10 protein-coding genes and 3 pseudogenes are annotated in these 13,971 nt (G+C 46.9%); 6 read left to right on the top strand and 7 right to left on the bottom strand.

Going from position 1 to position 13,971, the window contains the following annotated elements; genetic code table 11:
• Positions 1-12: 12 nt before the first annotated feature.
• On the bottom strand, positions 13-867 hold the full coding sequence (locus ACFFT4_RS16765; protein ID WP_378049534.1) for a helix-turn-helix domain-containing protein: 855 nt from the start codon (positions 865-867) through the stop codon (positions 13-15).
• 144 nt (positions 868-1,011) lie between these two features.
• On the opposite strand from ACFFT4_RS16765, the gene ACFFT4_RS16760 reads away from it, so the two are divergent.
• Positions 1,012-2,028 carry an MTP-1 family protein gene (locus tag ACFFT4_RS16760; protein WP_378049532.1) on the top strand — a complete coding sequence of 339 codons (1,017 nt, stop codon included), beginning with the start codon at positions 1,012-1,014 and terminating at the stop codon, positions 2,026-2,028.
• A gap of 62 nt (positions 2,029-2,090) precedes the next feature.
• On the opposite strand, the gene ACFFT4_RS16755 is transcribed toward ACFFT4_RS16760, so the two are convergent.
• Positions 2,091-2,375 carry a transposase gene (locus ACFFT4_RS16755; protein WP_378049531.1) on the bottom strand — a complete coding sequence of 95 codons (285 nt, stop codon included), beginning with the start codon at positions 2,373-2,375 and terminating at the stop codon, positions 2,091-2,093.
• 635 nt (positions 2,376-3,010) lie between these two features.
• Between ACFFT4_RS16755 and ACFFT4_RS16750 the strand changes: the two genes are divergently transcribed.
• From ACFFT4_RS16750 to ACFFT4_RS16735, 4 genes and pseudogenes are all read left to right on the top strand, one after another.
• A complete protein-coding gene (locus ACFFT4_RS16750) occupies positions 3,011-4,066 on the top strand; it encodes an HNH endonuclease signature motif containing protein (protein ID WP_378049529.1) in 1,056 nt (351 codons plus the stop codon).
• A gap of 27 nt (positions 4,067-4,093) precedes the next feature.
• Complete coding sequence (locus ACFFT4_RS16745) at positions 4,094-4,633, top strand: SMI1/KNR4 family protein (protein ID WP_378049784.1); 540 nt, start codon at positions 4,094-4,096, stop codon at positions 4,631-4,633.
• A gap of 795 nt (positions 4,634-5,428) precedes the next feature.
• Positions 5,429-6,361 (top strand): annotated as a pseudogene (locus ACFFT4_RS16740) (transposase); the annotation flags it as partial.
• A gap of 58 nt (positions 6,362-6,419) precedes the next feature.
• A pseudogene (locus ACFFT4_RS16735) lies at positions 6,420-6,704 on the top strand (ISL3 family transposase); the annotation flags it as partial.
• Positions 6,705-6,798: 94 nt separating this feature from the next.
• Here ACFFT4_RS16735 and ACFFT4_RS16730 read toward each other — a convergent pair.
• From ACFFT4_RS16730 to ACFFT4_RS16720, 3 genes and pseudogenes are all read right to left on the bottom strand, one after another.
• Positions 6,799-7,266: pseudogene (locus ACFFT4_RS16730) on the bottom strand (transposase family protein); the annotation flags it as partial.
• Positions 7,267-7,450: 184 nt separating this feature from the next.
• Positions 7,451-7,723, bottom strand: coding sequence for a hypothetical protein (locus tag ACFFT4_RS16725; RefSeq protein WP_378049526.1), 273 nt, complete (start codon positions 7,721-7,723; stop codon positions 7,451-7,453).
• Positions 7,724-7,889: 166 nt separating this feature from the next.
• Entirely contained in the window at positions 7,890-8,570 is a 681-nt protein-coding gene (locus ACFFT4_RS16720; protein ID WP_378049524.1) for a TetR/AcrR family transcriptional regulator, read from the bottom strand.
• 130 nt (positions 8,571-8,700) lie between these two features.
• Here ACFFT4_RS16720 and ACFFT4_RS16715 point away from each other — a divergent pair, with 130 nt between their 5' ends.
• Positions 8,701-10,053 carry an MATE family efflux transporter gene (locus ACFFT4_RS16715; RefSeq protein ID WP_378049522.1) on the top strand — a complete coding sequence of 451 codons (1,353 nt, stop codon included), beginning with the start codon at positions 8,701-8,703 and terminating at the stop codon, positions 10,051-10,053.
• A 366-nt stretch (positions 10,054-10,419) separates the two neighbouring features.
• On the opposite strand, the gene ACFFT4_RS16710 is transcribed toward ACFFT4_RS16715, so the two are convergent.
• Positions 10,420-12,213 carry a WG repeat-containing protein gene (locus tag ACFFT4_RS16710; RefSeq protein ID WP_378049520.1) on the bottom strand — a complete coding sequence of 598 codons (1,794 nt, stop codon included), beginning with the start codon at positions 12,211-12,213 and terminating at the stop codon, positions 10,420-10,422.
• A gap of 301 nt (positions 12,214-12,514) precedes the next feature.
• Positions 12,515-13,915: an MDR family MFS transporter gene (locus ACFFT4_RS16705; protein ID WP_378049518.1), complete on the bottom strand. Its 1,401-nt coding sequence runs from the start codon at positions 13,913-13,915 to the stop codon at positions 12,515-12,517.
• Positions 13,916-13,971: the final 56 nt, after the last annotated feature.

Below are 13,971 nucleotides of genomic sequence, written 5' to 3'. Positions count from 1 at the left end.
CCTGCCATGCTGCTAATGCGAGGGCACGATCTTCCCGCATTGGCGATAGCGATACGGAGTCATATCGTGTCTTCTCTTGAACAGGTCGTAAAAGTAGCTGACATTCTCCAACCCGGTCTCCAGCGTAATATCCAGGATCGTCATGTCCGTGTTCAGCAGCAGATTCTCCGCGTAGGACAATCTCAGTTCGTTGATGAATCGCGTCGGGGAAATCCCCAGATGCTTCTTGAACATGCGGCATAAATAGGCATGCGACTTGTGAGACAATTCGACGAGCGCGACCGTCCCCCGTGTGAAATGCTCCTTCTTCTTCGCCTCCGCGCACAGCGCCGCCAGCCATTCCGGGCTCTCGCTCCCCCCGTACTCCGCTTCCGCCATGCTGATGTAGCGGGAGAACAAATCCGTCAACAAGGCTCTTACTTGCGACTTGATCGCGTATTTCTGCTCCGAAGGAATCAAATTGAGTTGGTCCAGCCGATAGCGCACATACTCCTTCTCCGTCTTGGTCAGCCGGATCGTCGGCGGAAGCTCGGGCTCGAACAGCTTCTCGCTGGGGAATCCTTGCCCGAGGAAGGCGAACAAATCGTCGATGACTTCTCTATAGAAGGATAGATTGATAAATTGGCAGTCGCCTTCGCCCGCCCTCTCGTAATAGTGCACGTCGCGATCTCGAATGAAGACGAGCGCGTTCTCCTGAAGCAGCTGCCGCGTGCCGTTAATGATATGGTAAACGTTCCCCTTCAAAATAAGAAACAGCTCAAAAAAATCGTGCGTATGCATCCCGATCGTATCGCCGACGGAGGTGATCAGGCGATAATGCGCCTGAATCTGCGGGTCGATGCCGTCCGCCGCAAGCAGCTTCATCATGGCGAATCCTCCTTGCTTCCGACGCGGATTTTTGCTCAAGGTCAAAATACCATAACTTTATTGAAAAATAAACAAGATTTTGTCCCGTTCCTGCCTTATGATAGGAGCGAATACGAAAACGGATATCAAGGGGGATTCTCCGCAATGACCTTACTCGAACCGGCCCGTCCCTTCGAAGCCAGCCATCTGGCCGAGCTGCGGCGGCAATTCGAAAGCGACAAACGGATTTACGACAGCGCCAAGCTGCGTTTTCTCGGCGTCGACGGCTTCGACGTCTATAACGCGTCCATCCCGTTCGAATGGCAGGGAAAACGATATATTTACGGCCGCGTGGAAAAAAGGCACGAATGGGCGCGTTCCTGGGTGCGCTTGTTCGAGAACAGCGGCCCGGACGAATGGACGGTCGTGCAGGATACGATGATTTACCAGTTGGAGGACCCTTATGTCAGCGTCATCGGCGAGGAGCTCGTTCTCGGCGGCACGCATGTCCGCAACAACCGGGGACAGTTGGATACGTTCTACGGCTATTTTTACAAGGGGAAGGATCTTCACGACCTCGTCTATTTTACGACCGGCCCGGATCGCATGAAGGACATTCGGCTCGTGGAGCTTCCCGAGGGCAAAATCGGCGTATTCTCGCGGCCTCGCGGTGAAGCCGTACGTCAAAAATACGGAAGCGAATCGCTGATCGGGTTTACGGTTATCGACCGTCTGGACGATCTGTCGGCGGAGGTCATCGAGAACGCCCCTATCATTGCCGGGCTGTTCAATCGCGACGAATGGGGCGGCTGCAACCAGGCTTATCTGCTGGAGAGCGGGAAGGTGGGCGTGATCGGACATATCTGCTATAAATCGGTCGATGCCGCCAATCAGGAAACGCTGACCTACATGAATATGTCTTTCGTGCTGGACCCGCTCACCCTTCAATTCTCGGATCTCAGAATCATCGGAACCCGTCCGTGTTATCCGGATGGACCGGCCAAGATGCCCAATCTCACCGATTGCGCCTTCACGTCCGGCATCGAGCTGCGTCCCGACGGCAAAGTCGACCTGTACAGCGGCATCGGCGACACCGAGGTCGGCCGAATCGCGATCGATTACCCGTTCGAGAACGAGGGCGGGATCGTCGTTAACCCGCGTTCCCTTGTGTCCGAGCGCTAACCAGAGCAGAGGCCGGCCCATTGCCCGCAGGCATCGCCTGGCTTGGGCCGGGCCTCTTTAGGTTATGGATTCTCATCCTGCTCGTTCATCAGTTCGACCAGGTACCGATAATTATCCTTCGTCATCCCAAAGGTATTGGCGGGATGGGTTCGATAAACGGTGATATTTCGAAGGTTCAGTCCGTCCAATAAACCGTCCAGCGCCTTGGATGATGCTTGAATGAGATGGAAGGCATCAATGACAGTAATGACATGCGGTAAAGCTGCTTGAATCGCTAGCTTGTAGGGCTCCCACATATCGATGGCAATGCCAATGATCCGCTCCGGTGTAGCAAATTGCTGTAGCAAGGGTGATGACCTCTTCCTTCTTCCGGGAGGTGTGCATGCGAATGAATTGCGGGCGCCAAGGGACAGTGAGATCGTAGACGACCAGGCGATAGCTTCCTTTTCCTTTTGCCAGGCTGATCTCGTCGATCCCAAGGAAAGCAGGTGTCGTCTGTACCAGTTAGAATCCTCGCGCGGGCGCAGTTCTCGTCATTGGCATATTCGCGTTTATCTCATCGCCATGTGCCAGCACGCTGATGCATGGTTCGAAGAAGCAAAGAAACAAGGGCAATTGCCTACCATTCAGCAATGGCTAAACGGTTCGATTGCCGCGTAGGCCCCACTTTTTAAAAAATAGGAATCTGTGGGCTTCTTTGGGATTCATGAAAATCAATTTCATTTTCGGAGGATCATTCATTTTTGCGCTCGTTCCCCCTCGTTCGGACTCGAATCCGCCAATTTAATCCGAGCTCCTATTTACCAATCCGTTTTACATTCCTGATTTTTATATTTCTATCATACGACAAATACTTACATAATTCAGCTATGAATAGGACCGACTTTTGTAATTTTTTAGGGATTTTTCCCCTGTAAAAATAGTAAATTTTATATTAATATTCAATCGTAATACAAAAAAAGAAGATAAAGGATAGATTTTTATGCGATTCTTAAAATTAGTATTGTCTATGTTTGTTGTATTTGTAGTATTTTCCTCCTCAATGGCATTTGCATCGGAAGAAAAGTCTTTGCAAAAAACATTGTTACCCTATTCTATGGATAGTAATCAAGCAGTTGGACGAACAATTACATTGGTGTATGATGAAGGTAAACAGATTGCCGCAATTGATGCAAACAAGCACAATGTTCCAGCTTTATTAAAGGATCCAACAGCTTTTCAAGAAAATCTGGATAATCTAAACGACCCTGAGTTGGCAAAACTATTTGATGTACCGGAAACAATAGAGGTTACAGAAGAAGCAGTAAAAGAAAATTCCATATATCCTTATCCTAATGATATTGTGGATACACATGAAAATCGTCAGAATGTTCAAGGCGTTAATACTGTCGACACGGTTACAGTTCAATTGGCACTTCAATTAAATTATACTAGTTCCCCTTACTTAAAAATTAAAATCATTGGGATTACAGGAACACCGCCAATAGGAATTAGTGGTAGTATTTCAGCTTATAGAAGCCAAACCGAATACGGAAGTTACTCCTATTTGGACACACTAACGGTCAATTGGACGGCCGGACAAATTTGGGTAGGAAATAGCGTAACTAAAACTCTAAATTTGACTAGTACCTATTACTATTCGTTTTATTATTCTTATACTTCTACCTGGACAGGACCGTATGTAGATACTGCATCAGGTTCAGATCTAAGACTTTTAGTGAACAAGGCCGGTATGGAGTATCCTTTTCACTATGGAGTGGATGTGAATGGATTTTTAAATGTCGCTGCTCCTGACACCAATTATGCTACGGTACCTTCTTCAACTGTTACTACATTGAGAAATACTTTTAACAACACAGTAAGGGATAAATATAAGACTTACTATGATACAAATTATGGATATGTAAACTGGAGTAACGCAATTGAAATCCATCACATCCGACCTCTTCAGTATGGCGGGACAAATGATTACTCCAACTTAATTCCGCTTTATGCTGATAAGCATGCACAATTTACAAGTTGGTGGACCAATTATTAACTGATTTGAGGGGATAAATTGAGTAATGTGCAGAGGATTCTAGATACATTAAAAAAGAGATTGCAAACTGCTCCAATTATGGAGATTCAAAGAACCCTTGGATTTATTCAGAAATGCTCTTTCTCATTTTATAAACCGGCCAATCAAGAAGAGATAGCGAAATTCGTTATTGAAACAGGGTTCACTTTACCGAGTGGATATTTGGATTTTCTACAAATTCATAACGGAGCCCTGCTTTTTCAGGACGAGTCTGGTAAAGGCAATCCTTCGTGGATCATTTTTGGGCTGGATGATGTTACGGATTATCATGAACAGTATCATCTGACAGAGAAAATGTACCCTATAGCCAAATATGACCAAACACTCATTTGCGTTGATAATCAGGCTGTTATTGACGGTAGAGAAGATTATTTATTTGACCGTTCGATCTATGATTCCCCTGAGAACGAGGGCGAAAATATGCATCTGAATTTTGAACTATACTTGGACAGGCTAATCGTATCTCAAGGGGATCATTTTTGGTTTTGGAACACATTGAACGCTCATAATTTTAAAAGTGAACAATAAAATCTTGCTATTCATTAAATCATTCGCCTCCGGCATGTCGGAGGCGATATTGTTATATTGTGAGACTTTAAGGAGCTCTGCAGATTTGCAGTCTGACTGAAGGCTGGATTTTATTGTATATGTTAGTTTCAACCCAACATTATGTGGATATCTTGAATCACTGGCGTTGCATTAATGTACTCTGATTTTCATAGCTTTTTGTATTATTTTAGTCGATTAAAAAAATCCTTTACAATGGGATGGAAGGTAGCACCTGTCCATATCCACTGAAAACGGATAAAGGTAGTTTAACCCTTGTCGGCAAGGCGTTCCGTGGATTTTTGCAAAGCCTTATGCAACGCCGTAAGAGCTGAGCTATAATTACGTAACCCTGATTACGCTAACGGTGAACGATAGTTGAATGATGCAAGGTGGTAGATTACTTTCTGGAGTATGGTGAATTATTCAACGCGACGATAGCCTGTCGGAGTGATTGGCTGCCATTTTTAACAAACGAACAGCTTCTCATCGTGAAAATAAAACTGTTCCCCAACGCAAGAGGAACGGTTTTATTTATCGTACACCTGAGTCGTTCCTTACATGACGGAACTTGCCATATCAATATTGGCGACTCAAAAAATGCTTATAACTAGTTATCCCTGAAAAAATCAGGTTATTTTGAGCAAATTTAAAGGAATTCAATCACTCGAAATGGAAGTTGTTATTGTCGAGATAACAATACATCCACGCCCTGAGGTGAGTTGAATTCTTCATGAAATCAACATAACCTCTCAAATTCCTGTTGAGGTGATGAAAATGTTGAAGCTTCGTGAAGAACTACTGACCTTGTGGGATGCGATCATTCCGGAATCTGTATGGCCGCTGCCCGATGAACTTGCAAAAGTCGATACTTTGCTTGATGATGAGCGGTTCATGCAGCCTTTTTTGAAAAATCACCCTACCACTAGAGGCCGTCCAACGAAAGCCTTTGAAACCTTTTTGCGCCTGATGTACTTAAAACGCCGCTATAACTTCGGTTACGAAACGCTCGTTCACGAAGTCGGTGATAGCCTGACTTGGCGTCGCTTTTGCCGGATTCCCATTGGCGAAAACACGCCAGATTCCACAACCTTGATCAAAGCTCGCAAACGTTATGGAGACGAATGGGTGGAGCAACTGAATGAGTTGCTCCTACAAAAACTGGATGAAGCTCATGTGCTGAAACATCGTAAGTTCCAAACAGATACAACAGTTGTCGAATCTGACGTGCACCATCCCACGGATGCCACCTTATTGCAAGACGGTGTGAAAGTCATTACACGATTGGTCGGCCGTCTTCGCAAAGTAGCCTCACAGGCAACACAAGGCTTTGAAGACAAAAGCAAAGCAATCAAGCATCATATCCTTTCCATTGCCAAGTTGCTCCGTCGGCGGACGCAAGAATCATGGGCGGAACTAAACGCCATTACGAAGTAAGTCGCAACGCTAACCAAAGACGTATGTGAACGGGCATCCAGGGTGATCGAACGAACAAAAGAAAAAGGCAAAGCTTCGATCAAGGCCATGAAGGAACAACTTGGCGATGCGATTGACGTCACCCAAAAGCTGGTCAATCAGGCCAAGCAAGTCGTATCGGGAAATCGCATCATTCCCGATCGAATCGTTAGTTTCTTTGATCCGGAAGCCAGACCGATCAAGAAAGGAAAGCTTTCCAAGACGGCCGAGTTCGGTTATAAAGCCCGCATCGAGCTATCGCCACGAGCCAGGGCTTATCTGAAAGCGAACCATCGTCTACTGAATCCACCTAAAAGAAACAGCTGGACTCGTTCTGGGTGTCGATGACTTCGCGATCAAGAAGGGTCATACGTATAACACCGGCATTCACAACCTCAAAGGCGAGACGATGCTGGACCTGTTGCCGGGCCGAAAGCTGGAAGCACTGCGGGCGTATGCCCAAGCACACCCTGAGTTCCTTCAGCTTGATCCGAAGGCAGTGGTCATGGATTTGGCTCAGGCGTATCACACCTGGATCAGCGAGTGTTTCCCGAATGCGATTCGCATCGCAGATCATTTTCATGTACATGGTTATGTAAGGCTTCTTTCCATTCCCACACGCTGCGTAGCAGCGGGGAGTAATTCAGTAGCGTATCCAACTTCTTTGCATTTTCCTCGTTGAACGATTCAGATGCTTCTTCCCACACTTGTTCATAAAGCGCGTCGCAAAGGGGAGGAACCGCCTCGTTATGTATGTGTTGTATGGTACTTGCCGGCGCTTTCTGTATTCGAGCGCTATGCGCGGCCGTTGACCCAAGCGCCTGTTCGACCGTATGAGAGCGGAAAAGCCTGCTGTAGCGCTGTTTGGGACCGACGAAATGGTATGCCCATACAAATCCGGCTTCACAGCGACTGCAAAACATGCGAATGGCCGGCACATGCAGATAGGTTTTCTTCTCAAACACGGATAGATGTCGGACGGTTCGCATACCGTTGCTCCCCTTCCGAATGACCGCCTGATCCGAAGCACAGCATGGGCAGATTTGCTTGTCGTCTAACGGCACGGCTTCTATGTGAACTTCATCGTCATGAATGGATAACAGTTGATGAATCTCTAGCTCTGGTATGTCGAGCAATTCGTTGATATACTGAGTTTGCATCTGTCTATTCCTTTTGTTGTGGGTGGGGACTTACAACAATACAGGATTAGCAGATGTTTTTCCACTTTTATCCTTGATTCATTTTGTCAAGCACTGATTTCTGTTTTGAGCCTTTAATTGAACAGCATATCCAGGAATATGAGAAGAAAGACGGCCCCATCCCTGCAGATAGTTAAAAGTCCTCCTATGAAAAAAGAGAAGGACGCACAACGTGCGAACTCCTCTTTATGGTCGTATGCAATGTGCGGGCAAAACCGCTGTCTCCGCCGGTAATAATGGCGACTTTTCCTTTAAGCTTTCCGTTGCCGATATAGCCGGGATTGTCAAAAATAGGCCTAGGCTCCATCAGATACTCCAAGCCGGGCACCCGGTCCTGATGCTGCGGCGGGAATTCCACCGGTTCCGTAACGGTCTTGGTCTGCCAGCCGATGTAGGGATACACAGGATAACCTTTCATTAGAGGTCTCCCCTCTCTTGAGCTGCTCTTGTAAAGGGTCTGTGTCCTCCTCAGGCTTACAAAATCATTGTTTCATTACCAACGTATGAGTTCTCTTGCGGGAGTATGAACGAAAACAAGCAGGGATCGTTTGGCCTGGATTCACCTGCCTTCACCTGAATTCCATCTACTTCTCCTGTTCCTTAATCACCTGCTCAATCCCCAACAAGATCAGCTTCAAGCCGAAATCAAACGCCGTGTCGGTTCCCATCAGCTCGAACAATCCGTTCGTGAACATCCTCCGGAACAATCCCGCTTCCGACTCGCTCATGGCGTTCAGAAGATGGATCATCTCCTCTCCCGGAGGTTCGTCATGATCTTTAAGGATAGCCGCGACATTTCGCTCATGCTGATAATCGTCCAGAACGAAGTAGAAGACGTAGTTCACTAACGTTGTGACCACTTGCATTTTCTGCGCTTGTTCAAGCGGCGTCGCTTCCACGCAGAGCAGCATGCGGTTGGTGAACCGGATGATATCCGGCTCGTGGGGCAGCGTCATCATCATGAGCTGCGTGGAGCAGGGATACCGGCTGAGCACACTCCGTACCGTTACCGCTAACCCCGCCAATTGCTCCTTCCAGTCCCCGTCGGAATGGAACTCCTCCACAATCATTTTCGACACCTGATTGGCCAGACGCTGATAGAGATCCTGCTTGCTCTTGAAATACCAGTACAGAGAAGGAGCCTGAATGCCCAGCCGGTCGGCCAATCGTCTCAGGCTGAATTTTTCGATGCCTTCTTCCCCCAGAAGCTCCCAAGAGGCTTCCAAAATCTTATCCTCCGAAATCTGAGGCTGCTGCTTTTTCATCGATATCCGCCCTTTTATCTAACAGTGTAAGTTTATTCTTTACAGGTCCATAGGTTCATGATATCATCTAACACTGTAAGGCACAATCTAACACCGTTAGATAAACACCATCTAGAAAGAAGTGATCCGCATGGATGCACAAAACCTCCATTACTTCGAAAAAGCGCCAATCGCCAAAGCCGTAGCCCACTTCGCCATTCCAATGATGCTGGGCACGTCCATGAGCGTTATCTATTCCATCTTGAATGCCTATTTTCTCGGTACGCTGGGCAATACGGCCATGTTAACCGCGCTCGCGCTAACCTTGCCTTTATTCGCGGCCATTATGGCGCTGGGCAACCTGATTGGCATCGGCAGCGGCACATTCATCTCCCGCTTGCTCGGCGAGAAAAGATACGACGATGTAAAGCATGTGTCTTCGTTCGCTTTTTACAGCAGTTTAGCGCTCGGTCTGATCGTGATCGCCGTCGGGCTCCCATTGCTCGATTCAATCGTTCATGGCCTGGGGGCAACGCCCGATTCCTTCGGATTCACGAAGGACTATGTCACGGTGATGCTGATCGGTTCGCCAATCGTCGTATTATTTTTCACATTGGAAAATATCGTACGCGCGGAGGGTGCGGCCATTACGTCCATGACCGGTATGATTCTTAGCGTTATCGTGAATATTATTCTCGATGCGCTGGTCATCTTTGTTTTCCACGGGGGTGTCATCGGCGTCGCGTCGGCTACGGTGGTTTCCAATCTGGTCGCAAGCGTATTCTACGCCTTCCATATGGGATATAAGAGCCAATTCCTAACCGTCTCGGTAAAATGGTTCAAAGCGAACAGGGAAATTCTGAGCAATGTGTTCAAAATCGGGGTTCCCGTCTTTGTTATGAGCATCTTCCTGGGGGCAATGTCGCTGATCCTGAACCATTTCCTGGTCGATTATGGGGATCAGGCTGTGGCGGCTTACGGAATTTCGTCGCGTTTGCTGCAATTTCCCGAGTTTATTCTAATGGGTTTATGCGAAGGGGTCGTGCCTCTGATCGCCTTCTCTTTCACGGCGAATAAACTGCGCATGAAACAAACGATCGGATTCACGATCAAAGCGATTGTAGCATTAGCGGTCGCGTTCGGCCTCATCGTCTATCTGATCTCCGATCACTTAATTGGCTTATTTACGAACGATCCGCAGCTAATTGAAATGGGCAGCTACATTCTGCATGTCACTTTCTTATCCTTGTTCATTACGGGCATGACCACGTTGTTTACGGGGATTTTCCAGGCGACAGCGCAAGGAACCGCCGCGTTTATTATGTCGGTTATTCAAGGAATTACTCTGATTCCGGTACTCTACATCGCCAATCAAATGAATGGTTTCCACGGGGTCGTCTGGTCGCTCGTTATTGCGGATGCCGTTGCGTTCCTGGTTGGAGCTGCCATGCTCTACGTGCTGAGGAACAAATTGCAGCCGGATTTGGAGAGCTTGGCGCAGTAGAATAACAACCAAGAGGGCAGGATAACGGGAAAATCTAACTCCCCTCTTGAATGGCCCTCGTCGCAATCCAATATTGCCCGGTTCTTTCTCGTTAAGCATGCCGATTCCTCCTAATGAAGGGGTATGGACAACAAATAAAAAAAATTTCACCTCCAAGACCTTGAGTCTTGGGGACGAAATTTTAGCGGTGCCATCCCCGGCTGCGGTTCCGGCATGCTGCTCAGAGGCTTGTTTCCGGGAAAAGCCCATGGCTCCTTTCCAGCTGCCGGAGCTCTCTGTCCAAGGACATTTTCCCGTACTCTTCTCATCATCGCGTTTAATCTTATGGTTATGTATCTGAAAATACGAAAAGGCCGAGGGGATGGTTTATTTCACCGCATCGTACAATCGTACGATGGTAGTAATGCTCTGTTCTCTTGTGTACGGACTCTTTGGCGCAAAGGTATTGTCGCCAACACCACCCATGATACCAGTTACCTGCATTTGTCCAACTGCTTCAAGCGCCCATGAAGAAATGCTTACCTCGTCCGCAAAAGTAACCGCTTGTTTGGTCAGAGGTTTCCCGATGACATTCGCAAGTCTAGAGAGCATAGTCGCCGCTTGTTCGCGTGTAAGCTCTGTATTTGGTGAGAAGTTGTTGTCCCCGACACCCGAAACAACACCGATCCCCGCCGCTTTTTCTACACTACTATCGGATGTATCAGTGAACTTCGTCCGCTTGGTGATCTCTGTTCCTGTCGTTTTCTCATACAAAGCAACGATAAGTGCTGCGAACTCGGCACGTGTTGTTGCTTGCGTATACCCCGATTGGAAGTCTTGGGGCACGAGGTTTGCCACTATCGCCGCATGGACTTGCTCTGCCGCCCATGCAGAGGGTTTTTCGGCGACTGCTGAGGAAGCCTTAGTCAATGGGTTTGACATAATGCCGTACTCGCCATCTTTTTCAACCCGCGCCAGTCCTCCGCTGAAGCTGCCTGCAGAATCAAATTGTAGCGTAATAACTTCTTTGCCTGTTTTGTCGATATAGCCCCACTTACCATCTTTATAAACAGCCGCAAGGCCTTCGCTGAAGTCACTTGCAATATCATAGATTAGCGGGACAACCACTTTTCCTGTTTTGTCGACATAGCCCCGCTTGTAACCTTTTTCAACCTGCATTAGGCCTTCGCTGAAGTGATATGCAACATCATAGATGATCGGGACAATTACTTTTCCTGTTTTGTCGATATAGCCCCACTTGCCATCTTTTTTAACCCGCGCTAGTCCTTCGCTGAAGGGCTCTGCATTATCATAGATTAGCGGGATCACTACTTTTCCTGTTTTATCGATAGATCCAAACTTGCCATTTATTTTTCTAACCCATGCCAGTCCTTCGCTGAAGTCAAATGCGGAATAATAGACTAGCGGGACTATTACTTTTCCTGTTTTGTCAATAAAGCCAACATTTCCTCTGCCTATTTCAACCCGCGCCAGTCCTTCGTGGAAGTCTCCTGGATCATTATAGTTGTACATGTTAGAGATAACTACTTTTCCTGTTTTGTCGATATAGCTTCTCCTTCCATCTTTTCCTTCTGTTCCGACTAACGCCAGTCCATCATGAAAGGAAGTTCCGTAATCGTAGATGATCGGGACAACTTCTTTGCCTGTTTTGTCGATATAGCCACTCTTGAGACCTTTTCCAACCCGCGCCAGTCCTTCGTGGAAGTCCAACACACCATCATAGATTAGCGGGATCACTACTTTTCCTGTTTTGTCGATATACCCCGACTTGTAATCGTTTACTAGGCCTTCGCTGACGTCAAACTTTCCAACCGCCACCAGGCCTTCGCTGAAGTCACCGTTAATATTATAAATTAGCGGGACAACTACTTTGCCCGTTTTATCGATATAGCCATACTCGTAACCTTTTTTAACCTTCGCCAGACCTTCGCTGAAGATATTTGCTTCATCATAGATGATTGGGATAACTTCTTTGCCGGTTTTGTCGATATACCCCCACTTGCCATCTTTATAAACAGCCGCAAGGCCTTCGCTGAAATCCCATACTGCATCATACTTTTCATCAAGCCAAATCACCCTATCATCCGCCGCCATTGTAGTCATGGGCAACAGCGTAATACACATAATAAGCACAAGACCAAAAGATAACCATCGCTTCATCCTATCAATTCCCCCCCATCTCTTCACTCTAACCAATTTTCTGAAATAGACCAGTCCTAACCTGAATTAAACACTCTCTAATATGTCATAAAAAGGAACATATGACTCCGTCTATTACCACCTTGTCTATTGGTCATATTCACCTTTTTAAATTACAATCTTACCTTGTAACCCTTTTCCAATCAACATTTTCTGATAATTATCGAGCTAATCCTAAATATCTAACGCAGCAAACCGTTAGAGTTTAATACTCCTTCACCATGGATTGATAATTCTAATATTCTTGCGATTTTATCTGTACTTACTTCGTAAATTTTTTGTTGGTTAGAAACAAAGCAGGAACGAGCATGACCAAACTAAGGACTAAGGCTAACAGGAAACCATCGTGATAAGCCGTGGTCATCAAGGGCACTGTTGGCGTTTTGCCTGCAAGTGAAAGAGTGACAACCGTTGCAAGCACTGCCGAGCCGAATGCGCCGCCAATATTTTGCATAAGACGTGTCCCGACACTGGCTTGCGCGATTTCTTGCTTAACCATGCCCATATATGCATCAGTCATCATGGGAATGGTGGCTCCGCTGATCCCTATCCCGCGTACAAACAAGACGATGCCCATAACCAAGAGTGAAGTCGCCTGATTGAAAAAGACAAAGGGAATCGTACCTATAATGGCGAAGGCCAGGCTTGCCATGACAACTTTACGAGCCCCCAATTTATCGGTCAGCCTGCCAATCAACGGGCGGGCCACTAATGTACCTATGCCTTGCGGAATCAAAATCAATCCGGCGCTCAAAACCGAGAAGCCCTTAACATTTTGGAAAAACAAAGGCAATAACAGCATGGGGCCGTTGGTCGCAATTCCCGCAAGGAACAGGCCAACCATGACGGCGCTGAAATTTTTCGACTTGAACAAAGATAACGGGAGAATCGCTTGTTCCTTTTTGATTGCAGCATAAATCATGTAAATGGTTAACATTGCGGCTCCGGCAGCAGCAAACCCAATAGTCGTGCGGTTGTTAACCGCAGCGATCCCATAAATCAACGAGGCTGAAGCGATACCCAATAAAGCAATCCCGATAAAGTCGAATTTGGCTTTACGATTAACCGGAGTGAAATTGGGCAGCTTCATAATCATTAAAGTGATGGCAAGAATGCCAACAGGAATGTTGACAAAGAAAATGTAACGCCACGATAAGAACTCAATAATCACAGCTCCGATAACCGGACCCAGGATTGGACCCAAGACCATTGGGGTAGCAATGGTGGACATGATGCGTCCCATTCGTTCCCTTCCGGCGATTTCAACAACCAAGGTAGTCAGCAATGTCATGATAAATCCGGCAGCGATACCTTGAAAGATTCGAAAAATAATCAATACATAAATACTGCCGCTGAATCCCAAAGCCATCGAAGCCGTTAAGAATAAGAGATTTGCGCCAATCATCAACCATTTGCCGTTGAAACGCTGAACCATCCACCCGACAATCGGTACTGAAATCGCCATAGCCAGCACGTAACCCGTAACGGCCCATTGAATGAAGCCCAGTCCGACATTGAAATCGACACTTAAATCCTGGATGGCTATGTTGACCATTGTGGAGTCAAGCAGCGGCATAATGGCGCCAAGCACTAAAATCCAGGCAATGTTCATGACGCTTTTAGGAATCGGCTCAAGTGCCGGGGCTTGTTCCTTCTTATTCATAATATATCCCCCTTATTTTGATTAGATGCCATACTGTATAGCAACTGAACACTATG

The organism is Cohnella cellulosilytica (genome assembly GCF_042431195.1).
Classification (GTDB): domain Bacteria; phylum Bacillota; class Bacilli; order Paenibacillales; family Paenibacillaceae; genus Cohnella; species Cohnella cellulosilytica.
Note: the sequence above shows the minus strand (reverse complement) of the source record. Positions and strands in the feature narration are given on the sequence as shown.

Coding starts and splice junctions, on each gene's coding strand:
- ACFFT4_RS16765 (WP_378049534.1), bottom strand. CDS start 867: ATGATGAAGCTGCTTGCGGCGGACGGCATCGACCCGCAGATTCAGGCG.
- ACFFT4_RS16760 (WP_378049532.1), top strand. CDS start 1,012: ATGACCTTACTCGAACCGGCCCGTCCCTTCGAAGCCAGCCATCTGGCC.
- ACFFT4_RS16750 (WP_378049529.1), top strand. CDS start 3,011: ATGCGATTCTTAAAATTAGTATTGTCTATGTTTGTTGTATTTGTAGTA.
- ACFFT4_RS16725 (WP_378049526.1), bottom strand. CDS start 7,723: ATGAAAGGTTATCCTGTGTATCCCTACATCGGCTGGCAGACCAAGACC.
- ACFFT4_RS16720 (WP_378049524.1), bottom strand. CDS start 8,570: ATGAAAAAGCAGCAGCCTCAGATTTCGGAGGATAAGATTTTGGAAGCC.
- ACFFT4_RS16715 (WP_378049522.1), top strand. CDS start 8,701: ATGGATGCACAAAACCTCCATTACTTCGAAAAAGCGCCAATCGCCAAA.
- ACFFT4_RS16710 (WP_378049520.1), bottom strand. CDS start 12,213: ATGAAGCGATGGTTATCTTTTGGTCTTGTGCTTATTATGTGTATTACG.
- ACFFT4_RS16705 (WP_378049518.1), bottom strand. CDS start 13,915: ATGAATAAGAAGGAACAAGCCCCGGCACTTGAGCCGATTCCTAAAAGC.